General features: G+C 37.6%; 25 protein-coding genes and 2 pseudogenes. 20 read left to right on the top strand and 7 right to left on the bottom strand.

Annotation, left to right across the window (positions count from 1 at the left end):
• Positions 1–149 precede the first annotated feature (149 nt).
• From MKP09_RS16065 to MKP09_RS15965, 20 genes and pseudogenes are all read left to right on the top strand, one after another.
• The gene (locus MKP09_RS16065) at positions 150–1,166 is read left to right on the top strand and encodes an LLM class flavin-dependent oxidoreductase (RefSeq protein WP_240831090.1); all 1,017 of its coding nucleotides are present in this window, start codon (positions 150–152) and stop codon (positions 1,164–1,166) included.
• A 306-nt stretch (positions 1,167–1,472) separates the two neighbouring features.
• A complete protein-coding gene (locus MKP09_RS16060; protein WP_240831088.1) occupies positions 1,473–2,882 on the top strand; it encodes a phospho-sugar mutase in 1,410 nt (469 codons plus the stop codon).
• The gene (locus tag MKP09_RS16055) at positions 2,852–3,199 is read left to right on the top strand and encodes a hypothetical protein (RefSeq protein WP_240831086.1); all 348 of its coding nucleotides are present in this window, start codon (positions 2,852–2,854) and stop codon (positions 3,197–3,199) included. Before MKP09_RS16060 ends, MKP09_RS16055 begins: the two co-directional genes overlap by 31 nt.
• Positions 3,200–3,808: 609 nt before the next feature.
• On the top strand, positions 3,809–4,903 hold the full coding sequence (locus MKP09_RS16050; RefSeq protein ID WP_240831085.1) for a DUF3810 domain-containing protein: 1,095 nt from the start codon (positions 3,809–3,811) through the stop codon (positions 4,901–4,903).
• 421 nt (positions 4,904–5,324) lie between these two features.
• Positions 5,325–6,761 carry a sulfatase-like hydrolase/transferase gene (locus MKP09_RS16045; RefSeq protein WP_317235363.1) on the top strand — a complete coding sequence of 479 codons (1,437 nt, stop codon included), beginning with the start codon at positions 5,325–5,327 and terminating at the stop codon, positions 6,759–6,761.
• A gap of 216 nt (positions 6,762–6,977) precedes the next feature.
• Positions 6,978–8,006, top strand: coding sequence for an HAD family hydrolase (locus MKP09_RS16040; protein ID WP_240831076.1), 1,029 nt, complete (start codon positions 6,978–6,980; stop codon positions 8,004–8,006).
• A gap of 181 nt (positions 8,007–8,187) precedes the next feature.
• Positions 8,188–8,529 carry a phosphate-starvation-inducible PsiE family protein gene (locus MKP09_RS16035; RefSeq protein WP_240831074.1) on the top strand — a complete coding sequence of 114 codons (342 nt, stop codon included), beginning with the start codon at positions 8,188–8,190 and terminating at the stop codon, positions 8,527–8,529.
• Between the two features lie 82 nt (positions 8,530–8,611).
• Positions 8,612–9,007 carry a formylglycine-generating enzyme family protein gene (locus MKP09_RS16030; protein WP_240831072.1) on the top strand — a complete coding sequence of 132 codons (396 nt, stop codon included), beginning with the start codon at positions 8,612–8,614 and terminating at the stop codon, positions 9,005–9,007.
• A 38-nt stretch (positions 9,008–9,045) separates the two neighbouring features.
• Positions 9,046–9,659: pseudogene (locus MKP09_RS16020) on the top strand (formylglycine-generating enzyme family protein).
• A gap of 11 nt (positions 9,660–9,670) precedes the next feature.
• On the top strand, positions 9,671–10,117 hold the full coding sequence (locus tag MKP09_RS16015) for a hypothetical protein (protein ID WP_240831061.1): 447 nt from the start codon (positions 9,671–9,673) through the stop codon (positions 10,115–10,117).
• A gap of 377 nt (positions 10,118–10,494) precedes the next feature.
• On the top strand, positions 10,495–10,752 hold the full coding sequence (locus MKP09_RS16010; protein ID WP_240831059.1) for a hypothetical protein: 258 nt from the start codon (positions 10,495–10,497) through the stop codon (positions 10,750–10,752).
• Positions 10,753–10,763: 11 nt separating this feature from the next.
• Positions 10,764–11,135: pseudogene (locus MKP09_RS16005) on the top strand (outer membrane beta-barrel protein); the annotation flags it as partial.
• 271 nt (positions 11,136–11,406) lie between these two features.
• Positions 11,407–13,374, top strand: coding sequence for a 30S ribosomal protein S1 (gene rpsA, locus MKP09_RS16000; RefSeq protein ID WP_240831055.1), 1,968 nt, complete (start codon positions 11,407–11,409; stop codon positions 13,372–13,374).
• Between the two features lie 161 nt (positions 13,375–13,535).
• Positions 13,536–14,636 carry a putative sugar nucleotidyl transferase gene (locus MKP09_RS15995; protein ID WP_240831054.1) on the top strand — a complete coding sequence of 367 codons (1,101 nt, stop codon included), beginning with the start codon at positions 13,536–13,538 and terminating at the stop codon, positions 14,634–14,636.
• On the top strand, positions 14,633–15,394 hold the full coding sequence (gene tpiA / locus MKP09_RS15990; RefSeq protein WP_240831052.1) for a triose-phosphate isomerase: 762 nt from the start codon (positions 14,633–14,635) through the stop codon (positions 15,392–15,394). Before MKP09_RS15995 ends, tpiA begins: the two co-directional genes overlap by 4 nt.
• Before the next feature lie 136 nt (positions 15,395–15,530).
• Complete coding sequence (locus MKP09_RS15985) at positions 15,531–15,800, top strand: hypothetical protein (protein ID WP_240831050.1); 270 nt, start codon at positions 15,531–15,533, stop codon at positions 15,798–15,800.
• Between the two features lie 185 nt (positions 15,801–15,985).
• Positions 15,986–16,417, top strand: coding sequence for a hypothetical protein (locus MKP09_RS15980; RefSeq protein ID WP_240831049.1), 432 nt, complete (start codon positions 15,986–15,988; stop codon positions 16,415–16,417).
• A complete protein-coding gene (locus MKP09_RS15975) occupies positions 16,360–16,740 on the top strand; it encodes a glycosyltransferase (RefSeq protein ID WP_317235391.1) in 381 nt (126 codons plus the stop codon). Before MKP09_RS15980 ends, MKP09_RS15975 begins: the two co-directional genes overlap by 58 nt.
• A 1,516-nt stretch (positions 16,741–18,256) precedes the next feature.
• Positions 18,257–19,012: a methyltransferase domain-containing protein gene (locus MKP09_RS15970; protein ID WP_317235390.1), complete on the top strand. Its 756-nt coding sequence runs from the start codon at positions 18,257–18,259 to the stop codon at positions 19,010–19,012.
• A 67-nt stretch (positions 19,013–19,079) separates the two neighbouring features.
• Positions 19,080–20,192 (top strand): NAD-dependent epimerase, encoded by a 1,113-nt coding sequence (locus MKP09_RS15965; protein ID WP_394801091.1) that lies wholly within the window; start codon positions 19,080–19,082, stop codon positions 20,190–20,192.
• Positions 20,193–20,215: 23 nt separating this feature from the next.
• Here the strand turns inward: MKP09_RS15965 and MKP09_RS15960 are convergent, their stop codons facing one another.
• The 7 genes from MKP09_RS15960 to MKP09_RS15935 all read right to left on the bottom strand — a co-directional run bounded on the left by MKP09_RS15960 (position 20,216) and on the right by MKP09_RS15935 (position 24,772).
• Entirely contained in the window at positions 20,216–21,082 is an 867-nt protein-coding gene (locus tag MKP09_RS15960) for a sugar phosphate isomerase/epimerase family protein (protein ID WP_240831041.1), read from the bottom strand.
• A gap of 235 nt (positions 21,083–21,317) precedes the next feature.
• Positions 21,318–21,707 carry a TIM barrel protein gene (locus tag MKP09_RS15955; protein ID WP_394801086.1) on the bottom strand — a complete coding sequence of 130 codons (390 nt, stop codon included), beginning with the start codon at positions 21,705–21,707 and terminating at the stop codon, positions 21,318–21,320.
• The gene (locus tag MKP09_RS15950; protein ID WP_240831039.1) at positions 21,698–22,198 is read right to left on the bottom strand and encodes a twin-arginine translocation signal domain-containing protein; all 501 of its coding nucleotides are present in this window, start codon (positions 22,196–22,198) and stop codon (positions 21,698–21,700) included. The genes MKP09_RS15955 and MKP09_RS15950 overlap by 10 nt, the downstream gene beginning before the upstream one ends.
• Positions 22,191–23,282, bottom strand: coding sequence for an MFS transporter (locus MKP09_RS15945; RefSeq protein ID WP_262915436.1), 1,092 nt, complete (start codon positions 23,280–23,282; stop codon positions 22,191–22,193). The genes MKP09_RS15950 and MKP09_RS15945 overlap by 8 nt, the downstream gene beginning before the upstream one ends.
• 55 nt (positions 23,283–23,337) lie before the next feature.
• Entirely contained in the window at positions 23,338–23,394 is a 57-nt protein-coding gene (locus MKP09_RS26375) for a hypothetical protein (protein ID WP_262915472.1), read from the bottom strand.
• 105 nt (positions 23,395–23,499) lie between these two features.
• Complete coding sequence (locus tag MKP09_RS15940; RefSeq protein WP_240831037.1) at positions 23,500–23,730, bottom strand: hypothetical protein; 231 nt, start codon at positions 23,728–23,730, stop codon at positions 23,500–23,502.
• Complete coding sequence (locus MKP09_RS15935; protein WP_240831035.1) at positions 23,714–24,772, bottom strand: MFS transporter; 1,059 nt, start codon at positions 24,770–24,772, stop codon at positions 23,714–23,716. Before MKP09_RS15935 ends, MKP09_RS15940 begins: the two co-directional genes overlap by 17 nt.
• Positions 24,773–24,880: the final 108 nt, after the last annotated feature.

Below are 24,880 nucleotides of genomic sequence, written 5' to 3'. Positions count from 1 at the left end.
TAGATAATCGCTGATTTTTTGCGCAAATTTCACAGATAATGAATCAGCGATTATCTGTGATGTTTTAAATCTGCCGAAAATCAGCGGGGGTATTGTTGCGATACTAAAGTGAGTCAGGTTACAACTTTAAATACATAATTGAGTAAATAATGAATGGTGACTTTTTGAAGAATGTTAAGTTCTCTGTTTTAGACCTGGCAACCGTTTGTCAGAATGATTCGTTGCAACAAACCTTTGAAAGAAGCCTAGCAACTGCACGTTTTGTTGAGAAAGAAGGTTATACACGTTACTGGTTTTCCGAACATCATAATATGGAAAGCGTTGCAAGCGCCGCAACTTCAGTATTGATTGGATACGTGGCTGGAGGCACTAACACAATCCGCGTCGGTTCAGGTGGTATTATGTTGCCCAATCATTCTCCATTGATTATTGCCGAACAGTTTGGCACTTTGGGTTCTTTATATCCTGACAGGATTGATCTGGGTCTGGGGCGTGCACCTGGAACGGATGGGCTCACTGCGATGACGATCCGAAACAGTCCTATTAATGCGCCTTATGATTTTAAAGCGAATATTGAGCAACTTCAGAAATATTTTAGTAAAGAAAATGCAGCATCAAAAGTAAGGGCTTTGCCTGGTGAAGGTGTTGATGTTCCCATCTGGATATTAGGATCAAGTACGGACAGCGCTTACCTGGCGGCACAGTTAGGATTGCCTTATGCGTTTGCAGCACATTTTGCTCCTGCTCAGCTTACACAGGCTTTATCGATTTATAAAGAATATTTTAAGCCTTCTGAAATTTTGAGCGAACCTTATGCAATGGCATGCGTGAATGTAATTGCTGCGGATACTGAAGAAGAAGCTGTGTTTTTATCTACATCAATGTATAGAATGTTCCTTGGTATTTTTACCAATTCAAGATCGCCCTTACTCCCTCCGTTCGAGCCGGATCAGTTATCAGATTTGTGGACACCAGAACAGGAATATGGAGTAAAGCATATGTTGTCGTATGCGTTTATTGGCGATAAAGCAACAATAGCAAAAGACATAAAATCCTTCATTAATGAAATGGACGTTCAGGAAGTGATGGCTATTTCACAGGTTTTTGATCAGCAAAAGAAAGAACATTCATTCCGGTTGTTTAAAGAAGTAATGACGGGTCTGTGAGTTAATTAGCTAATTAGCTAATGTGATGATGTGATAATGGTTGCAGGTTTCAGGTTTACGCAAGCGATAAATTGGACGTACATCGTAATTCCTACATCGTACATTTCCTATTAATCCCTCAAATCATGATTCAGACATCAGCGACGAATATGTAGGCTGGGATATGTACTACAAAAAAGGGAGTGACACAACAAAGGCGAGTTTTATTGACTGCCGACTCAATAAAAGTGCTATCTATTTAAAACATTTATTTTACAACTGCATTATCCCTAAATTAGTATCTTCAACACTTAAACAAAAAATTGTATGGATAACGCAATTCAACAAAAAGTAGATCAATGGTTGCAGGGCAATTATGACGAGGATACTAAAAATGAAATTAAAAAATTACAGTCTGAAAACACCAACGAGTTAGCCGATTCTTTCTATCAAAATCTGGAATTTGGAACGGGCGGACTTAGAGGTATTATGGGCGTTGGCACTAATCGGATGAACAAATACACGATTGGTATGGCAACGCAGGGCTATGCTAATTATTTGAAACAGTCTTTTGCTGATAGCGATGTGAAAGTGGCTATTGCGCACGATAGCCGCAACAACAGCCGTTTTTTTGCAGAAACAACGGCCAATGTATTTGCTGCAAACGGTATAAAAGTTTTTTTGTTTGAAAGTCTTCGTCCCACACCTGAACTTTCGTTTGCTATAAGAACTTTGGGTTGCCAGGGCGGCGTGGTTTGTACGGCTTCGCATAATCCTAAAGAATATAATGGTTATAAAGCGTATTGGAATGATGGGGGACAATTAGTTCCGCCGCACGATAAAAATGTGATCAAAGAAGTAGAAAAGATTCAGTCTGTCGATGATGTGAAATGGAGCGGCGGTGAGTCTAATATCACTATTATTGGGAAGGATATTGACGAGCAATATATTGATATGGTGAAAGGATTGAGTGTATATCCTGAAGTAATCGAAAAACACAGCGATCTTAAAATTGTTTATACGCCTATACACGGTACAGGTATTACATTAGTGCCGCAGGTGCTTGAAAGGTTTGGGTTTAAAAATGTTCATATTGTTGAAGAACAAAAAACACCGGATGGTAACTTTCCAACAGTTGCTTATCCCAATCCTGAAGAAAAAGAAACAATGAGTATCGGATTGAATAAAGCAAAAGAACTGGATGCTGATATTTTGTTGGGAACTGATCCTGACGCAGACCGTGTGGGCATTGGCATTAAAAATAACAAAGGCGAATGGGTGTTGATGAATGGTAATCAAACGGCGGTGCTTGCTTTTAACTACTTGCTGGAAGCCAGAAAAGAAAAAGGAATTGCGGAGGATAATGATATGATCATCACAACCATTGTTACTACAGGTATGGTTGATGATCTGGCAAAAGGTAATGGCGTTACATGTTACAGAGTTCTTACAGGGTTTAAATGGATCGCGGAAATGATCCGATTGAAAGAGGGCAAAGAAAATTATGTAATTGGCGGTGAAGAAAGCTTTGGGCTGATGATAGGAGATAAGATACGGGATAAGGATGCGGTGAGTGCGGTGGCACTACTTTGCGAGATGGCGGCGTATGAAAAAGACAAAGGCAAAACATTATTTGATAAATTGATTGAACTGTATATTAAGTACGGGTTTTATAAAGAAGACCTTATTTCAATAACAAAAAAGGAATGGATGGACAGCAACAAATCGCTGCCATGATGGAGGGGTATCGCAATAATCCGCCTAAGGTAATCAATGGGTCGAAAGTAGTAACCGTGTTGGATTATGATAACGGAATTGCTACTAATGTACAAACTCGCGATGTGACACCTATTAATCTTCCAAACTCAAACGTATTGCAGTTTATAACAGAAGATGGATCTTTAATTTCGGCAAGACCGAGTGGAACAGAGCCTAAGATAAAATTCTACTTTAGTGTAAAAGAACAGTTGGATAGTGCAGATCATTTCGACGAGGTAAATAAAAAATTGGATTCAAAAATCCAGGCTATTATAAGTGATTTGAAACTTAAGTAGTATGTGGTATCATAAATAATTAAAAAGCCGCCTTACAAATTTGAGGCGGCTTTTCTTATTAGATAAGGAACATCTTAATGACTTCTTCGACAATAACAAACAGAAAAACATATTTCAGAATCGGAACTTTTTTCAAATTGATTTTGTTTGGTAAACAAACTAATAGCATATCAGAACCGGACTACTCATTCTGACCTTATAACGTTCTCTGTAAATAATTCGATAAGTTTATATGAAGTTTAGCAGTTGGGTTAAGACAGATAATACATAGCATAATAATCAATAAACTCACTGCGAATAACTGTCCTTCTTTTTCTAAATAAAATTTTTCTTATCAATTTTAAACATGAGGCAATAATAGATTTCATACTTGTTACTCTTTTGTTTTTCATTTTTGCGTTATTTATAGGTCTTAATAAAAGTCCAATTGGAATGGACGAATTTATACTGAGAAGAGGGACTAAATTAGGGTATTTTTCCCGTAGCTTTTTGAGCGCACGAAATGTGTGGATAAGATTATAAAAGTAATAAATGACCAGTATTTTACAGTATTCAATGCACGTTGAATTAAATGAATGATATTTAAATAGTTATTTTTGAAAATTAGGTATGAAGAGGATTTTTTCAAAAAAATGGATAGGTTGGGCAATAGTAATAGTGTTGATAATTACAATCAAAATTATCTCAATCAATCCGGTGTGGGTTGAACGATATTATACAAATGGGGTGTATCCTATCATAGCTGTTGTATTGCGATACATGTTTGGCTGGTTGCCTTTTAGTATCGGTGATATAGCCTATTCTTTAGCTATTGTATTTGTTATATTTAAGATTGTAGGAACAATAAAAAGAATCAAGAATAAAAATTTTTCAAAGCAATATGCAAAATCATTTATTAGAAAAGGTGTTTTCGTGGCGTTGGTTTTATATGTTGTTTTTTATGGTTTGTGGGGATTGAATTATTCCAGGTTGGGTATTGCAAGCCAGCTTGGACTTAAAGCAAAAGAATATACAACACGGGATATTGACACTCTTGTAGGATTGTTGCATTCCAGGTTGAACAACAATGCCGTCTTGCTTACCAATTCTATGCGTGACTCATTTAAAACGAAGCGGGATGTCTTTTTCAATGCTTCTTTATTGTATAAAATTGCTGCGACAAAATATCCTTTTCTGGCATATAAAGCGTACTCGGTAAAACCATCCCTGTTCAGCTATTTTGGTAATTATATGGGCTTTCAGGGATATTACAATCCTTTTACCGGCGAGGGTCAGGTAAACACTACTATTCCCAAAAGTGTTGAGCCTTTTGTTGCTGCACACGAAATAGCACATCAGCTTGGTTATGCTAAAGAAAGCGAAGCTAATTTTGTTGGTTTTCTTGCTTGCCGCCTGCATCCTTCTATCAATTTCAAGTATTCGGTTTATTTTGATATGTATCATTATGCCATTCGGGAATTAGCAAGTGTTGATACCGTTAAGGCAAAACAATATGACAGCACATTACACAAGCAGGTGAAAAAAGATATGGATGAATATATCGCTTTTTATAAAAAATACCGCAATCCTATTGAACCTTATATTTATAAATTTTACGGCTATTTTCTAAAAGCCAATAATCAGCCAAAAGGGCGGGCATCTTATAATGAGGTAGTAAGTTGGCTTATTGCTTATTATAAGAAATATGGGCATTCTGTGATTTAGATTTTCCAGATTTTTAGATCTTTATTTTGCATTTGCGTGAACATTTTTAAACTTCTATAAAGATTTTTTTATCTTATATTTGAAGAACACCAATCAGCTAACCAATGTTAAATCTAATTGCTAATCATTTTAAGTCGCCAACATTAATCTACTGGTTTACCAATTTAAACAAGAAACAAGCACTTTTCGCGGGTTGTTGAGTTAAATCTGAATCGTTTTTTCGGGACAGTTGGTTGTTTCCAAAAACGCATTAGTGAATTTTTGATTGCTTTAGAACTTGTCTGGATCTTGTGAAAGCTAACTCTTATCACTTCAAAAATAGGGTCACACTATCAAACCTTTAAAAACAAACATTTATGAACAAAAAACTCAACTCCGGTAAGCTAATGTTGCTTGCCGTATTGTTTGCGCCGCTCATTTCGTGGGCACAAAAAAACCTAACATCCTTGTAATTATGGCCGACGACATTGGATGGTTTAACACCAGTGCTTATAACTCGGGCATGATGGGCTACACCACGCCAAACATTGATCGGGTAGCCAAAGAAGGGATGCGATTTACCGATGCTTATGGGCAACAAAGCTGTACAGCCGGGCGAGCGGCCTTTATTACAGGCCAGTCGCCAAAAAGAACCGGCATGCTTAAAATAGGATTACCAGGCGACCCTATCGGGCTTCAAAAAGAAGATCCTACCATTGCCGAATTGCTGAAACCGTATGGTTATGCTACCGGACAGTTTGGTAAAAACCACCTGGGCGACCTTGATAAATTTCTACCTACCAATCATGGATTTGATGAATTTTTTGGAAATCTTTATCACCTGAATGCTGAAGAAGAACCCGAAAATCCTGATTATCCGAAAAATCCGGAGTTTAAGAAAAAGTATGGCCCACGCGGTGTATTGAAAGCAACTGCCGGTGGCAGCATAGAAGACACAGGACCCTTGAATAAAAAGCGCATGGAAACGATTGATCAAGAGTTTTTAGACGCAACATTGGCATTTATAGAAAAGCAACACAAAGCAGGAAAACCATTTTTTACCTGGTACAACACCACCAGAATGCACATGTTTACACACTTACCAAAAGAGTATGAAGGTAAAACGGGAATGGGCATTGTGGCCGATGGTATGTTACAACACGATACACAAATTGGTATATTGTTAGATAAGTTAGAAGAATTGGGAATTGCCGAAAACACTATTGTTATTTACACAACCGACAACGGTGCTGAAAAGTTCACCTGGCCTGATGGCGGAACCACGCCTTTTAGAGGCGAAAAAGCCACCACATGGGAAGGCGGTATCAGAATTCCGTTTATGATTAAATGGCCGGGGCATATTAAAGCCGGAGAGGTTTCTAACCAAATTTTTTCTTTAGAAGATTGTTTGCCAACACTTATTGCTGCCGCAGGCGATGATGATATCAAATCAAAATTATTGAAAGGCCACAAAGCCGGCTCAATGACGTATAAAGTGCATTTAGACGGATATAATTATCTCCCTTATATGACAGGAGAAACAAAGGAAGCACCCCGCGATAAATTCTTTGCTTTTGTTGATGATGGAAGCTTGGGAGCTGTAAGATATAATCAATGGAAGTTTCATTTTTCAACGCAAGAACACGAAGGGCTTGGCGCCTGGCTGAAATCTCAGGATCCGCGCAAAGCACCTTTGCTGATTGATTTAAGAGCCGATCCGTTTGAAATAGCGCCGGAGGCATCTTCTTATTATGATGACTGGCTGGTGAGGCGTATGTATGCTTTCAACCCTTTGAAAGATATTGTAGGAAATTTCATGGCTACATTTAAAGAGTTCCCGTCAAGACAAGAACCGGGAAGCTTTACACCGAAACAATAAATATAATCGGGTGCATAAAGTTTTTTCGATTATTATGTTTTTTGCCACAATATGCTGAAGCATACGGAGAGAAAAACAGAGGGGAAAGAAATGTTATGCACTCGTGTAATCCTGTATGAGTTCAAAAAGCCACCTCTGTTTTCATGAACACAGAGGTGGTTTTATTCATGTATTCATTTCCAGCAGACGTTAATTACTGGGTTAAATATCTAACAGATGCGATTATTTTATCTATTAACTGTGGTTTCGCTTTTATTGTTTGCAGCCTGCAAACATGCAGATAATAAAACAGGTAAAGACAAAGGCGAATCAGTTCAGATGACCGATCCGCTTCCTTCTTGGAACGAAGGTGCGAACAAAAAAGCCATCATCGATTTTGTTACAAAAACCACAACCGAAGGAAGCACGGATTTTATTCCCGTTGCCGACCGCATTGCTTGTTTTGACAACGACGGAACACTTTGGAGCGAGCAGCCGATGTATTTTCAATTAACCTTTGCAATTGACCGTGTGAAAGCAATGGCAAAAGATCATCCAGAATGGCACAATAAAGAACCGTTTAAAGCCTTGTTAGAAGGTGATATGAAAAAAGTAATGAGCGGTGGCGAGCATGCTTTGCTTCAATTGGTAGCCGCATCGCATGCGGGCATTTCAACCGAAGCATTCAATCAAAATGTAAAAGATTGGTTGAAAACAGCAACGCATCCCAAAACGGGAATGCATTACAACGAAATGGTGTTTCAACCCATGTTGGAATTGCTTCAATATCTTCAATCAAACGATTATAAAACTTTTATCGTTTCCGGTGGAGGTATTGATTTTATGCGGGTTTGGGCAGAAGAAACCTACCATATTCCAAGCCATCAAATTATTGGAAGTTCCATCAAAACTAAATATGAAGTGGGCGAAGACGGCATTCCGAAATTAATAAAATTGCCTGAACTCAATTTCAATGATGATAAAGATGGCAAGCCGGTTGGTATTCATCAGCATATCGGGAAACGACCCGTTTTGGCATTCGGAAACTCCGACGGCGACTACCAAATGCTACAATGGACAACCACCGCCACAGGCTATCCTCGATTAGGATTAATCCTTCATCACAACGATGCCGAAAGAGAATGGGCGTATGATAGGCAATCTCATATAGGCAAACTTGATAAAGGCCTGGATGATGCTTCAAAAAATGGCTGGTTGTTAGTGGATATGAAGCAGGATTGGAAGCAGGTTTATCTTAAAAAATAAGCGAACAAAAAGTTGAAAAGTAGTGGAACGTTGTTTAACGATTGTTCAACTAAATTGAACCTTTCAACAACACTCAATAATCAATAAAACATGGAAAAAGTCATAAAGAAATTTGAAAATATAGTGATGTACTTTCTGATTTTTATTGGAATGCTGTTCGTATTATATCAGATTGTAGATCTTGTTTATATTTTTATTGTGGGTATGCGCGAATCTTTTTTACCGGAACTTTTTCTCCCAAAGCGCAGGGCTTGGTATTGGAGCTATTTTCTTTAATGTACTGCTTACGATGGAAATTATAGAAACCGTAAAAGTATTTGCCAAAGATCATCAGAATAAATTAAGAATAATACTGCTGGTGGGCTTAATAGCCGTAACACGGAAAATATTATTGTTAGATGCCATGCATGCAGAACCAATGATGGAAATAGCAACTGCAGTATTAGTTGTTGCACTGAGCCTGGGGTATTATTTGATTAGCCGTTCGGGCGGAAGGAGAGAAGTTGATACGCAGCAAATTTGATGAGTTGAAAAAGATTGAGTTTATAATTCACAAATTCAATAACGCGGTATAAGTCCATAAACAATTAACTATTTTAAATAATATGATAATTGAATTGAGTAAAAACATAACTGTGTTGTTGCTGGCGACATTATTAATGATACAATGCAAGTCGAAGAAAACTGGCGGCGAAAACGAACAAGTCGATGCTACGGGCATGGTGCTAATTCCGGGCGGAACATTTATAATGGGAAGTAAAAATAATGATATAAGCCAAGCTACAGCTTACAAAGTAAAGCTGGATAGTTTTTACATGGATGCCACCGAAGTAACCAACGATGAATTTGCCCGCTTTGTAAACGAAACCGGATACAAAACCATAGCCGAACGCCCTATTGATTGGGACGAAATAAAAAAGCAATTACCACCCGGCACGCCAAAACCCGATGAATCGATGTTACAGCCGGGTTCTCTGATTTTTGACCCGGCAAAAATATAGCCAACCTGTACGATATATCGCAATGGTGGACATGGGAGGTGGGGGCAGATTGGCGGCATCCGCACGGAACGGGCAGCTCCATTGATGGAAAAGGCAATCATCCGGTGGTACATGTGGCCTACGAGGATGCGCAGGCTTATGCCAAATGGGCGGGCAAGCGATTGCCTACCGAAGCCGAATGGGAATATGCCGGCGCGGCGGAAACCCCAATCAAAGTTATGCTTGGGGCAACCAGTTAGTGCCTGAAGGAAAATATTTGGCCAATTTTTTTCAAGGCACATTTCCGCAAGGCAATACACTATTGGATGGCTTTGCAACCACCGCGCCCGTAAAAACTTATCCGGCTAACGCTTACGGATTGTACGATATGATTGGCAATGTGTGGGAGTGGACGAACGATTGGTACAGCGCCGATATTCATGAAATGAATAAACAAAATATACAAAAGGGTATTTGTGGTAATCCGCAAGGTCCGGCCACAAGCAACGATCCGCGCGAGCCACTAGTGCCTAAGCGTGTGGTAAAGGGCGGCTCATTTTTATGCAGCGAACAATATTGTAGCAACTATCGGCCCAATGCCAGAGTAGCTACGCCATTCGATTCGGGACAGGAACATTTGGGCTTTAGATGCGTAAAAGACATCAATCTATAAAATTAAAAGCGATGAAGAAATACAGTACTTTATTGTTTTTTATGCTGGTGATAAACCCTCTTGCCTTATTGGCACAGGAAGAAGAAAAGGACGAACTGTTTCATGAAATAGAAGTGGCGCACAGCTACATCAATAATGAAAAATGGCGGGGAGTTGTTGCTGCCAACTGGAAGCATATTTACGATGAGAATGGCTGGAGAAGATGGGGCGGTGATGCATATATTTCACGAAAATTAAAAATTTTCAGTTTTGAAGCAGGGGTTACCGCCAGCTATACTTTCGATAAAGATATTGTGAACTATTTTGAAGCGAGGCCGTGGATTGGGCTTCGTACTGATTTTGAGTTGGGAGATCGGTTGGCGTTGATGCAAAAATTTAAAACAGAAAGCCGTCATTTTTTTATGAAGATGAGTATGCAAACGAACACCGCATTCGAAGCCGGTTTTTATTATCCTTAAAATACAACTTTATTAAGGGGCGTGAAGACTGGAAGCTAAATCCAACTGGAGAATGGTACTTTGTAGGAAAAAATGCCGATGCCGAAAGATTTTCCAACTCGGTTGAATTTGGCCTTCGGCTCATTAAAATATTCAGCAATGAACACGAAATAGCTTTAGGGTATAAGCGCGAATCGTATAAATCAGCATTTATAAGTGATAGTAAGCACGGACATATATTGATGTTGGAATATGCATTTTGATGGATGATGGACAATAGTCAAATAGAAATAGATGAAATAATCGCGGCAAAGCCGCATACTAAAAAAATATACACATGAAAAAAAATAATATTCCTGATCCTGATTTGCTTTTATACAAATAGCGCTTCTTCTCAGGTGCTGGTTGCACTGTTATTGGGCGATAAGTTAAAATCAGACAAAATAGAATTTGGCTTAAATCTAAATCCAACGTTTAGCACCATTAGTGGGTTGGATGGCGACACAAAGCCGGGCCTTGGTTTGGGTCTGTATTTTAATTTTAAGCTAAACGACAATTTATACTTTCATCCAGAGTTTAGTCCTAAATCTGTGTTTGGAATTAAAGGCCTGGCGCCTTACGCTACAGGCAATGCACATGTTGATGGCATTTATTAAACAACGATAAAGCCGAAGTAGCAAGAAAAATAAAAGCAATAAGCCTCCCTTTAATGATACGTTATCGTATCAAAGGATTATTATTTGCACAGTTAGGTCCCCAGTTAAATTTTTTAACTAAATCAAAAGATGTTTTCAGTACTACTGTTGATGAAAATGAAATTGATTATACTATTAAGATCAAAGACCAGGTATCTTTTATGGATATAGGCTTCACCGGTGGCCTGGAATATAAAATCAAAAAAGAAAAAGGCATGGGCATTGGTCTTCGTTATTATTACGGAGTTACAGATGTAATGACGAAAATAAATGGCTCGCAACGCAACTCGGCTTTATATTTAAGTGTTTTAATTCCGATAGATCCAACCGCTAAAGCAAAGTGAGTTATCTGATAAAGTTCGCCATTATGGCTGAGATAGAGCAATGCAAAAAAGTAATTTTGAAGGTTAATTGTTTTTTAGAAAATTAAAGAGGCATCATTTTTAAAAGCAAAGAATTAATTACAATATATGCTTCAAATAATTGATTATCAATGTAAAAATATTAAAATTACCTTGCAGGTAGGTGTGCATGCTTGTGCGGACACTAAATCCGGAAATTCTAAATTTTCGCTTACCTTTGCAGTCCGAATTTTTAAACCCTTCGGATTTTTTTATGAATTTTTATTTTAAACAATTAAACGCTGATGCACAGGAGAACGCAGGGGCTACCGAACCGGTAGAGGAAGCTTCTACAGCGACAACAACTGCACCTGCTGAAGCAACTGAGGCGCCTGCTGAAGAACCAGCAAAAGCTCCTGAAGTTGAAACTGCGCACGATGATTTTGATTGGAGCGTAGACAAACGTAATGTTTCTTCTTATTCTAAAGAAGAAAAAGAAAAGTACGACAAGGTTTACGAAAACACTTTCATTCAATTGAATGATGGCGAATTGGTAAACGGTACTGTAGTGGGACTTACTAATACCGACGTTGTTTTAAACATTGGTTTTAAAAGTGATGGTCTTATCTCATTAAACGAGTTTCGTGATTTGCCAACCCTGGCGATCGGTGATGAAGTTGAAGTGATGATCGTTGAGAAAGAAGACAGGGACGGACATCTTAACCTGAGCCGCAAGCAAGCCCGCACTACACGTGCATGGGAAAAAATTGTTGAGGTTAACAAAACAGGTGAAGTTGTTACAGGTCTTGTTACATCTAAAACCAAAGGCGGTCTTATCGTTGATGTATTTGGAATGGAAACCTTCCTTCCAGGTTCTCAAATTGACGTTAAGCCTGTTACTGATTACGATCAGTTTGTTGGTAAAACAATGGAGTTCAAAGTGGTTAAAATTAATGAAACCATTAAGAACGCAGTTGTATCTCACAAAGCGCTTATTGAAAGCGATATGGAAGCACAGCGTGCTGAGATCATTGGTAAATTGGAAAAAGGCCAGGTACTTGAAGGAACAGTTAAGAATATCACAGACTTCGGTGCGTTTATGGACTTGGGCGGCTTAGACGGTCTTCTTTACATCACTGATATTTCATGGGGACGTATTTCTCACCCGAACGAGGTGTTGAAAATGGATCAGAAAATAAACGTGGTAGTATTGGATTTCGACGACGAGAAAAAACGTATCAGCCTTGGTTTGAAACAATTGACTCCACATCCTTGGGATGTATTACCAGAAGATATTGCAGAAGGTAATACTGTAAAAGGTAAAGTAGTTAATATTGAAGATTACGGTGCATTCCTTGAGATCTATCCTGGTGTTGAAGGTTTGGTTCACGTAAGTGAAATTACATGGGCTAACACACCTATCAATGCTAAAGATTTCTTCAAATTAGGAGATGAGCACGAAGCGAAGATTGTTACTTTAGATAAGGATACACGTAAAATGAGCCTTTCTATCAAACAATTAACTGAAGATCCTTGGAATGATATCGAAAGCAGATTTGCTGAAGGTACCAAACACGAGGGCGAAGTTAAAAACATCACCAACTATGGTGTGTTTGTTGAATTAGCTCAAGGCATTGGTGGTATGATCCACATCAGCGATTTAAGCTGGTTGAAACGCTTTAACCACCCTGGTGAATACACTAAGGTTGGCGAAAAGATCGATGTGATCATCCTTGGTATCGATAAAGAAAACCGCAAGCTTCAGTTGGGCCACAAACAATTGGAAGAAGATCCCTGGAATACGCTACAGGATACATTTGCTATCGGTAGCGTACATGATGGAACAATCACCCGTAAAGACGATAAAGGTGCTACAATACAGTTACCTTACGGCTTAGAAGGGTTTGCTCCTAGCCGCCACTTGGCTACTAAAGAGGGTAAATCTTTAGGTTTAGATGAAACAGCTCAATTTGTAGTGATCGAATTCGATCGCAATGAAAAGCGTATTGTTGTTTCTCATGCAAGACTTTGGGAACAAGAGCAGTATGCAGAGCGTGAAGGTGTGAAAAAAGCTGAGCGTGCAGAGGCGGAAAAAACCAAGAAAGTGGTTAAAACCATCCAGAGCAAGGTTGAAAAAGCTACTTTAGGTGACTTAGGCGTATTGGCTGATCTGAAAAAGAAAATGGATCAGGAAGCTAGTGCAAAACCTGCATCTGATGCTGGCGCTGAAGAAAAAGCATAATTACTTTTCTTTTAATAGCAATGCCCCGATTTACGTCGGGGCATTTTTTTATTCTATTTGACACCAATCGAATTGACAGTTACATAAGATTGCTAAAATGTTCCTTAGCATTCCTTTGTTCACAAAAAAATATTTCAAATCAGTATCTTAGAGGCTTCATTATGAAAATCGTTTTTTCCAGTGAAAATATTGAGCTTTCTAAATTATACCCATTCTGCCTTACACGCAGACCGGAGGAAATCAGGGTGGGCATATTTTCTATCAGAGAAAAATGGCTGCTCGCACTGGATGGGGAAGGATTTTTAGAAGAAGATGATCTAATTGTTACAGCCAATATAATACCAGGAGGAGATTTGATAGCTAAAGCGAAAGATCTTAAACCGGGTGAACGTATATGTGATGAGATAGGCAATATATTAGTGCAATATGCATCAGATAAAACAATAGCTAAAAATATTGTAACAGATAACTTTTTAAGGATAGAATTTAGCTGGAATATTTTTCAGTATAATGCCAAAGCGATCGAGTGGGATTTTGATTTAGCGAAGCGTGGTCGTCTGAAAGCAACACCACATGATCATGTTCTTATAAGTAATGAGGGGCATGTATTTATTGAAGAAGGAGCTGTATTAAAACATGTTATTATTAATGCAGATGATGGTTCTGTTTTTATTGAGAAGGGAGCATTAGTGATGGAAGGGGCCTTGCTGAGAGGGCCGTTGTATATTGGCGCCGGCGCAGTAGTAAAAATGGGGACTAAGATATACGGCGCGTCAACTATTGGTCCGGGGTGTACAGTTGGTGGAGAAATAAAAAATGCGGTGCTTTTTGAAAATTCCAACAAAGCACATGATGGATATTTAGGCGATTCTGTAATTGGTGCCTGGTGCAATCTGGGAGGTGGAACCAGCAACAGCAATCTTAAAAATACAGCAGGGGATATTACAGTACATTTGCATGATAAGCAATTTATTGCTGGAAAAAAATGTGGCGTACTAATGGGCGATTTTTCAAGAACAGCTATTAATACCAGTATTAATACAGGTGCAGTTATAGGTGTGGGAGCGAATGTTTTTGGTAGTGGTTTGACACCTAAACATATACCTTCCTTTAGCTGGGGTTTTTGTGATGTTGTGAAATATAAACTGGATAAGGCTTTGCGCGATGCCGATGCCTGGAAGCGCTTTAAAGGCCAATCACTGACAGCGCAGGAGATTGAAACACTTACAAATATTTATAAAAGTAAAACAGAAATAAAATGAGAAAGCAAATTGCAGCAGCAAACTGGAAAATGAATTTAACTTATTTAGAAGGACAACAACTTTTAGGAGATATTTTGGAAAATGATCTCGGTAGTAAAGATCATCATGAAGTAATATTTGCAGTTCCTTTCCCCTACCTGATTATGGCAAAGGAAAAAACTACATCATTGAAAAATTATTTTATTGCTGCACAAAATTGCAGCAACAAAAAGTCAGGTGCTTATACAGGCGAAGTGTCTGTTGATATGCTTGATTCTATCAACATCAAACATTGCATTATTGGTCACAGTGAAAGAAGAGAGTATTTTAACGAAAGCAATCAAATGCTGGCAGAAAAGCTGAACCTATTACTTGAGAAAGACATAACGCCTATATTTTGCTGTGGAGAGCCTTTAGATATTAGAGAGGCTAATACACAAAATGATTTTGTAGAAACACAGTTAAAAGAATCTTTATTCCATTTGTCAGCAGATGATTTAAAAAAAGTTGTGATTGCTTATGAGCCAATCTGGGCTATTGGTACTGGTAAAACTGCATCTACCGAACAGGCTCAGGAAATGCACGCGCATATACGCTCAGTTTTGGCCAATCAATATGGGGCAGATGTAGCTAACGAAATATCTATTTTATATGGTGGAAGTGTGAAGGCTAACAACGCAAACGAAATCTTTGCAAGTCCTGATGTTGACGGTGGTCTTGTAGGCGGTGCATCATTAGTTGCGCTTGATTTTATTGAGATTATAAAGGCGTTGAAATAACAATTAGACAGTTAGTCATACGCTATTAAATAGCTGATTATTTTTGAGGCTAGTGTTGTGTCAACAATATTTCTAAGGGCCGGCATGACACTAGTTTTTTTATTATAATTTATTTTATAAAGATTAATCCATCTTTGTGTCGCAGTTAAACCCGCCAGTCATATGCATCATAGCCGACAAACATGATCTTTATGACGACCGTGCCTATTGGAAGCAGGCTTTATCCCTTCTGGAAGAGGGATTTTTGGTGCACTATATTGTGGTAAATAGCGATGAAAGTAATCAAGGTGTAACAAAAGAAGGTGTAAGTTTTTATCTTATAAAACGAAAACAGTATATACCATCTATCATTCTTAACTACCTTATTAAAAAAGCTTTCCTCTTCGCAATGAATATGATGAAGTAATTGAATTGTGTAGGAAGATAAATGCTGACATATTCCAGATTGTTGATCTAAGAATAAATCGTATCATTTCAAAACTGAGAAACCAACATCCTTCTGCCAAATTTATATATGACATTAGAGAACCCCGCGATTATAATCTGTTATATATAACACTGAAAAAATGGCCGGTTCCTTTTTTTATAAAAATGATGTATGCTCGTCACATACAACAATGGGAGTATAGTAAAACTAATTACTATGATTATTTAATTGGTGTAGACGATGAAATTGAAAGACGGGTTAAGGAGAATTGTAAAATAGATTATACAACCATTTATAACTACACCAATTTAAAAGACCTTAGGAAAAACAATCCGCTTTCGATGAAAGTATTTGATGCCGCGTATATTGGTGGTATATCAGAGGTTAGAGGCGCTTTAGTAATTGCAGAGGCGACAAGAATATTGAAAGAAGAATTTAGTGGTATCAAAATTTTTCTTTTAGGGAACATACATGACATACGCCTGCGAAACTATTTAGCTGATTTTATTGCCAAACACGATCTCAAAAAAATCTTCTTATTAAAGAACATGTACCCTATTCTGAAATATCTGATTATTATAATCAGATTAAAATAGGGCTTAATCCACTTTCACATATTAAGGCTCATGAAACGATTATTCAAATAAAATTATTTGAGTATATGAATTTTAGCTTGCCTATAATCGCAGGCAATTTTGGTTATATGAAAAAGTATGTTGAAGAAAATGGCGTTGGAGTTTGCGTGCCACCAGATGATCCGGTTGCTTTGGCAAATGCCATAAAAGATCTACTGCTTCAACCTGAAAAAATAACTCAAATGGGCTTAAACGGAGTAAAGGCTGTTGATGAGAAATATAACTGGCAACTTATGAGCCGCTCTTATATAAACATTATTAACGGTCTGATAAATCGGGTGTAGCAATTCTTTTTCTCATTATGGCATAATAAATCCCTAAAAATATTATTCCTTCAATTATTGCAAAAACAATCTCAGCATCGGGAACGTAATAAAGTTTAATACCGTAGTGTATGACTGTTTGCAACAAGAGTACAACAATGCCTGGCAAAAGTTTTTTTAAATCATTAAGGCCTATATAATTTTTTAAATCTCTCAAATAGTATATCAGGAAAAAAAGACTGAAGAGAGCAAGGTCGCAATAGCCGCTACTTCAAATGAAAATAATTGCAGCAGAATCACATTTAATAAAATATTACAGAATAATACCGATAAATATATCCGATATAGCTGCTTTCGCATGTTCTGAAACTTATCTTTCGCTTCGCAAAAAAACGTTATTCCCAAAAATAGATTGCTAACTGCGATAGGAGGTAAAATATAATAATAGCCTTCAAACTCTTCTCCCAGAAGGATTTCACAAATCTCTTTAGAATAAATACACAGATAAAAACATAAAGGAAGGAATATAGCTAGGTAAAGATTTATTAGTTTCCTATATCTTGAACGAAAGGCATCGGTATTATTTTCTGTACTTAAAAGGCGTATAAAGTATGGATTAATAGCCGAGAAAAAATTTGTATGGCCGCGAACATACCTATCTGCGCTATATTATATACCTGGTTATAAATACCAGTGGCTGCGGCCCCTTTGAAAAAGTTGATAAGATACCGGTCTACATTTATAAGTAATGAAAAACTTAAATTGACGACAACAATAATTTTTGTGTAGTTGATTATCTCTTTTCGTATCGACGTATTAAGTGGGGAGAACCGGCCTATTGTGTTGCCGCCGAATATCGTATAAAACAGCATTATCAAAACATTGCTGCCAATTACGCTAATAAAAAAGCTTCAATTCCAAAATTGAATATAAACGTTAGCAATAGCAGAATGGCAAATGCGAGTAGTACCTGAAAACAGGTTATAATTGTATATAGTTTTGAACGTTGGTTTATTTTCAAATGGCTTAAAGCGATATTAGCCAGCTCTGTTGAAATAAAGCTAATGCCGCCAAAAAAGATCAACTTTTTAAGAAGTGGGTCTGTTAAAAGAAATGATACAATAAGGGACGCAAGAAATAAGCTTGTAGCAAGTATTAAAAAGAGCTTGAAAATTGTTGAATATAACTCCCTTAGTCGGCCTTCTTCCTTTCGTATGATATAGAATCGCCATAATGATAGCCCCGCCCAATTTAAAAATGCAATTGATATAAAACTATAACCTATTGAAACTAATGAATAGTATCCAAAATTCTGTGGAGAAAAATGGGTGGTATAAAGCGGTAGTTTTATAAATCCAATACAGAAACTAAAGATGGATGAAATCGAATACCAAAAAAGATGTTTTTTTAAAGCCAAACTCAAACAATTTAGTTACTTTAGGATTTAGCGTTTCACCAAATGAGATAGCAAAGATAAATTAAAAGGTATCTTTAAATTCAACAAGAAAATAACTGATGTCAAGTTCTCGAATCCAAAATATATAATAAAGACTTTTTTACTCAATCGATAGACAGTTACCATGCTGCAAAAATTATCATACCTATTCTTAAAGATTTAATAAGTCCATCTTCGGTATTAGATGTTGGGTGCGGCGTAGGCTCCTGGCTCAAAGCCTGGCTGGAAGTATATCCGGATATTGAGATTGCTGGAATTGACGGCCCGTATATAATGAAGAAAGATTTAGTTATAGACCATAAACGCTTTCAAAAGTATGATTTAAAGTTTCCTTTCAACCTAAACCGGACTTTTGACCTGGTAACAAGTTTTGAAGTTGCCGAACACTTGCCTGAAACGAGCGCTGATAGTTTTGTAAGAAGTCTGACCGAGCATGGCTCCATAATTGCTTTTTCTGCATCAATACCTTATCAGGACGGTACCCATCATATAAACGAACAATATCCTGAATACTGGGCTCAAAAATTTATGAAATATGGTTTTCATGCGGTGGATATTATAAGAGAAAAAATATGGGACAATGAGCAAATTCCTTATTGGTACAAACAGAATATATTGATTTTTATAAATAGCGCGGCGTTAGAAAAGTATCCGATTTTGCAGCAGCAAGCTATACAAACCAATCCTGCATTTTTAACTAGAATACACCCTGATAAATGGGAAAGAAAGAATAAGCATCTTCAGCATATATCAAAATCAGTATTTAATTTTGTGCGCTGGAAATACCTTTCCAGGGTAAAAATGTTTGTAATAAAACTTGTGAGAAGCAGAATATAACACCATCGCAGTACACAAAATTGAACTATGAAACGCGTATGATGATATTTATAGCACAGAGTTGTAAATAGAAGCGTTCCATTCGACAAAAAAATTAGCGGTAAAGCCGCACACTAAAAAACACACGAATGAAAGTATTAGTTACTGGAGCGCCGGATTTATTGGCTTTCATCTTGTACAAAAATTAATTTCAAATAATGTTGAAGTAATAGGAATGGATGTTTTAAATGACTATTACGATGTAAAATTAAAAGAGGACCGGCTTAAACAATGCGGAATAAACATTAAAATAAACGGAGATGTAGAATTAAATCAAAGCACAGTTTATGCAAATTATAGCTTTAAAAAGATTGGATTAGAAGATTGTACTGCACTGGAAAAACTGTTCGAAGATCATCAGTTCGATATGGTTTGCCATCTTGCCGCGCAAACAGGGGCCAGGCATTCTGTCGAAAACCCTCATATCTATATGGCATCTAACGTAGTTGGGTTTTTAAATGTACTTGAATTATGCAAAGCTTATAAAATAAAGCACTTAATATACGCCAGTTCAAGCAGCGTTTATGGTTTAAATGAAAATGTTCCATACAAAGAAGAAAGTAATACAGTTCATCCTGTAAGCCTTTACGCTGCTACTAAAAAATCTAATGAACTGATGGCTCATGTATACAGCAGCATATATGGGCTACCCACAACAGGACTACGTTTTTTCACTGTTTATGGACCATGGGGAAGGCCAGATATGTCGCCATTTTTATTTACAAAGGCAATTCTTGAAGGAAGCCCCATTAACATATTTAACGAAGGCGATATGATCAGGGACTTTACTTATATAGATGATATTGTAGAAGGAATCTACAAAACATTACTAACAATACCGCAGATAAATCCTGAATGGAACGCAACCATTCCTGATCCTTCTTATTCAAAAGCTCCTTACAAAATCTATAATATAGGTAACGGCCAGCCCATTAAACTTATGAATTTTATTGAGGAGTTGGAACAGGCACTAAATACTAAAGCGCTGAAGAATATGCTACCTATGCAACCTGGCGATGTTTATCAAACAAATGCAGATTGCAGCAAAATTCAAAATGACATATCTTTTTCTCCCAATACAAATTTGAAGATAGGAATCAAAAAATTTGTTGATTGGTATATTAAGTATTATAATATTTAAAATAATTTCTGCCGAATTGATGCTTAAAACACCAACTGATTCAAATACGCTGCTCCTTCTTTTACACATTCAAGCGGTGCTTTTTCATAAGCCTCTTGCTCCAAAATATAGTGCTGCATTCCCAGTTTTTTTGCCTGGCTAAGAATAGTCTTATAATCGATCGATCCTTTACCTACAATGCAACTTTGGTTTTCTTCACCTTCTTTAAAAGGCGTGTCTTTTTTACGGTCTTTTACATGGCAAAGTTTAAAACGCCATCTGTATTTTTCCATCCATTTTGCCGGATCTTCACCTGCAGTAACGACCCAATACATATCCATTTCAAAGTCTACAAGGGCCGGATCAGAATTCTTCATCATTATATCCTGCGGAAATTGTCCGTTTTGCAAACGGAAAGAATAATCATGATTATGATAAGCAAATCTTAACCCGTTTTTCTGACAAATAGCACCAGCTTTGTTGAAGCTATCGGCAGCTTTTTTGTAGTCATCTAAATTTCGCTGTTTACCCAACCATGGGCAAATCAAATATTTCATTCCAATCTCACCAGCCTCAGCCGCCTTTCTTTCAAAATCTTTAGTATGGTCGCAATGACTACTAACAATGGTCATTCCAAGGTCGGTCATGTATTTTTTAAAATCGGTATTTTTCATTCCCCAAAACATGCCATCTGCGCCTTCATAACTTTCAATTTCCTTATATCCAAATGACGCAACTTTCTTTAAAATGCCTTTAGGATCTTTGGGTAAATCGTCGCGAAGCGAGTACAACTGAATTCCAAGATTTTTAATGGTGCCGCCGCCTGCCGACTTTTTACCGCCAAAGCATGACGAAAATGCCAAGCCAGCAGCAGCGCTGCTACTTAACTGTAAAAAATGTTTTCTATCCATTGTTATGAATTTAATTTTCGAATTTTTATTTTATTGTACCGGCTGATAAATATATGGCATCAGCCTTGCGTCGCACTCTTGTGCTGTTGTACATATCTCATCCTAATCACCCACATCAGGCTATCGCTTTCTGCCCCTGAGCCATTCACAAACTTTAAACTTTCAGCCATTATCACTCGTCCGACCGGAGTTCATCCGGGCGGGCATCATTACATTAGCTAATCGGCTAATTAACTCACACATCACATACATGCACTGCTTCTTCCAATGCTTTAAATTTATCTGCATCTGTTTTACCTGTTGGAATAAATTCCTGCGCTACATATCCTTTAAACCCTGTATCTAAAATAGCCTGCATGATCGCAGGGTAATATAGTTCCTGCTTATCGTTTAATTCATGTCTGCCCGGCACGCCAGCTGTGTGATAATGCGCAATATATTGATGATTGGCTTTAATATTAGCTATAACATTGCCTTCATCAACCTGCATGTGATAAATATCATAAAGCAACTTAAAGTTTTCACTGCCTAACCTTTTGCAAAGTTCTGCACCCCATGCAGTATGGTCGCACATATAATCTTTATGATCAACCTTACTATTCAAAAGTTCCATCACTAAAACCACCTTATGTTTCTCAGCAAGCGGTAATATTTTTTTAAACCTTCCACACAATTCTTTAATCCGGTTTCGTCATCCATACCACGACGGTTGCCGCTGAAGCAAATAAGGTTTTTATAACCTGCTTTCGCTACAAGAGGTATACCTTCTTCATAATCTTTTACAAGAGATCCATGAAATTCCGTTCCTGCGAAACCGTCTGTCAGGCTCACTTTTCCGGGAATATAACACATGCTGCAGGTGATGCCATGTTTTTGAATGGTCGGCCAGTCTTTTGGGCCAAGCAGGTCAATAGCTGACAAGCCCATTTTTTTAACTACAGTACATAATTCCTCCAGTGGCACTTTGCCAAATGTCCATTGGCAAACACTGTGATTAATATTTCCTTTTAATTTTCCCATCAATTTTTGTTCGGTGGCTAAACTACTTAACGGTGAAAGACCCGCTGCTAGCGATCCTGCCGCAAGCGTTTTAAGCATATTACGTCTACTATTCATTAACTGCTACTTTTTTATCGTTCTTAAATATTACTGCAAACAAAAAACATACTACAGCTGCAATGCCTGCTGGAACAAGCCATACATTTTGCCAATAGCTATCAGAGTTACCAGCGGTTTTATAATGCTCTGTTACAAATCCGGCTACCCAAAAGCCAATTAATTGCCCGATGCCATAAGTGGCAAGCGTAATTAAACCCTGAGCAGAACTTTTGTATTTTTCACCAGCTTTTGCATCAGTATAAATTTGTCCGGATACAAAAAAGAAATCGTAACAAATACCATGCAATGCTATTCCTATAATTAACATAAATGTAAGCTCGCCCGCATTTCCATAAGCGAATAATAAATATCGAACAGCCCAGGCAAGCATCCCTATTAGAATAGTATTTTTAAATCCAAAACGTTTAAATAAGAATGGAATTAATAAAAGAAAAATTACTTCCGAAACCTGACCGATAGCCATCTTGGCCGTGGGGTTTTCAAGTCCAATTGTGGTTAAAAAAGGATTCGCCTGTTGATAATAAAAGGCAAGGGGTATGCAAATAAGAACGGAAGCAATAAAAAAGATTAAAAAGTTTTTGTCTTTTAATAGTTTTAAAGCATCTAAGCCTAATATCTGACTGACCGAAGCGCCGCCTTTTTCATTAATCTTTTTAGGCGGAGTTTTGGGGAGTGTAAAGCTGAACAAGCCTAAAACAACCGATGCTATCGCCGCCATCAAAAATGTATTTCTAAGCGTGTCATTCGTCGTATTGTTTTGCTCATTATCCCAATGGAAAGCATAGCTGATAATAAGCCCGGCAAGAATCCAACCAATGGTGCCAAATATTCTTATCGAAGGAAATTCTTTTTCAGGGTTCGTCATTTGCCTGAAGGATACAGAATTAACTAAAGCCAAAGTTGGCATGTATAATATCATGTATACTAAAACGTATGGATAGAAAACGGCTACATTTTCTGACTTGAACATCATATACATAAGCGCTGCACCAATAAGGTGAAGGATACCTAAGATTTTTTCAGCATTAAAAAACCTATCAGCGAAAGGCCTATAATAAAAGGAGCTATTATGGCTCCCCATGATTGTGTCGAGAACACGTTTGCTATTTCGAGGCCACTTGCTTTTAGGTTGGTTCCTAAAAAGTTCCTAATGTTACAAACCATGCACCCCAAATGAAGAATTCGAGAAACATCATGAAGGATAACTGTAGTTTGATACCAGATTTCATATTAAATTGTCTTTAAGATTTAGAGTTGATAAATGTACAATATTATATGTATTGAAAAAGATCAAATACTTATAATGCTAACTTAGTTCTTTTACGCATATATATATTCAGTCCAATAAAAGCCACAATCAATATTACAGGAATGATCAATGTTGTATTAATGATTTCAGGTCCGGCTGCTTTGTTGGCCTCAGCTAATGCTGTTTTCATTTCAGCAGTTGCTTCCGCAGAATTATAAACTTTCAGATCGGCTCCTGTTGGTAATTTTTGAGCAATTAGTCGGTCATAGAATCCACCCATAAACATCATATAAACGGAAACAGCAAACATACCGGCTCCGCCCATTAAATTGAGGCCCACGGCGCCTGTTTTGGGTAAATATTCTGCTACAAAGCCCAGCATGAGGCCAGAAATAGCAAACGCCAGCACCGAATATTAAGGCGCCTGCAAATATGGTATTACCGCTGCTATTACCTAACAGGTAAAGCCCTAAAGTAGCTATAATTGCAGACATTAATAATACACCCTGTGGCGCTAATTTTTCTACAATGGGTCCGGCAAAGGCACGGCCTACCACCATTACGCCTGTCGACACAGTGAGTACCAACAACGCATTGTCTGTTACATTTCTTAAAAGAATATCTATCCATTGTCCTGTAAATAATTCGGTGATAGCGGTTCCAAACATGCAAATGAGCATAAAGATGAATAGGGGGTTTGCAAGAGAACGATACATTTCTCCTGTTGAAACACCACTGGCCACGCGCTCTGTAACAGGAAATTCTCTTTTGGAAAAAAGAAATCCATATATAAAAGCAGGAATCAACATCATGGCCATTTGTATTTGCCATCCAATTGCGACCTGATTAAAGAAATAAACGATAAGCGTGCCTAGTACAATACCTCCTGGAAACCAAAGATGGAAATGGTTTAGCTTGGTTGTTTTGTTTTCGGGGTAAAGAGCCGTCACCAAAGGATTGCAGGCGGCTTCAACAGTACCGTTTGCAATTCCTATAAGCAGGGTTGAGAAGAATAGATTCCAAAAAGGATTGCCAAACTCTCCAGCAAAAATGGTTAGTACAATTCCTAATAAATGAAAGATAAACGCAAATACCAGCAACTTCTTCATGCCGATAATATCGACCACGATACCTCCAATAACCACTGCTAAAGGAAATCCCCAGAATGCCGTAGCGGCAATGGTTCCCAGTTCAGCATTATCAAGTCCAAAATCAGTACCTAACTGGTTTAAGATGCCGGCTCTGATTCCAAAAGAAAGGGATGTAACTAATAGCGCTAAACAACTGGCTACAAAAAGTTGAGACCTGTTTATTGATTTCATGTGTTGATTTTATTCTTTTAATTGCCACATGTTATTCGCAAAGAAAAATATTCATCGCTTGTGTATAATGAATATATTTTTATGCTCATTTCATATTTGCTTTCGTTA

The organism is Paraniabella ginsengisoli (genome assembly GCF_022513635.1).
GTDB classification, from domain to species: domain Bacteria; phylum Bacteroidota; class Bacteroidia; order Chitinophagales; family Chitinophagaceae; genus Niabella; species Niabella ginsengisoli.
This window is presented reverse-complemented; position numbering and strand designations above follow the sequence as displayed.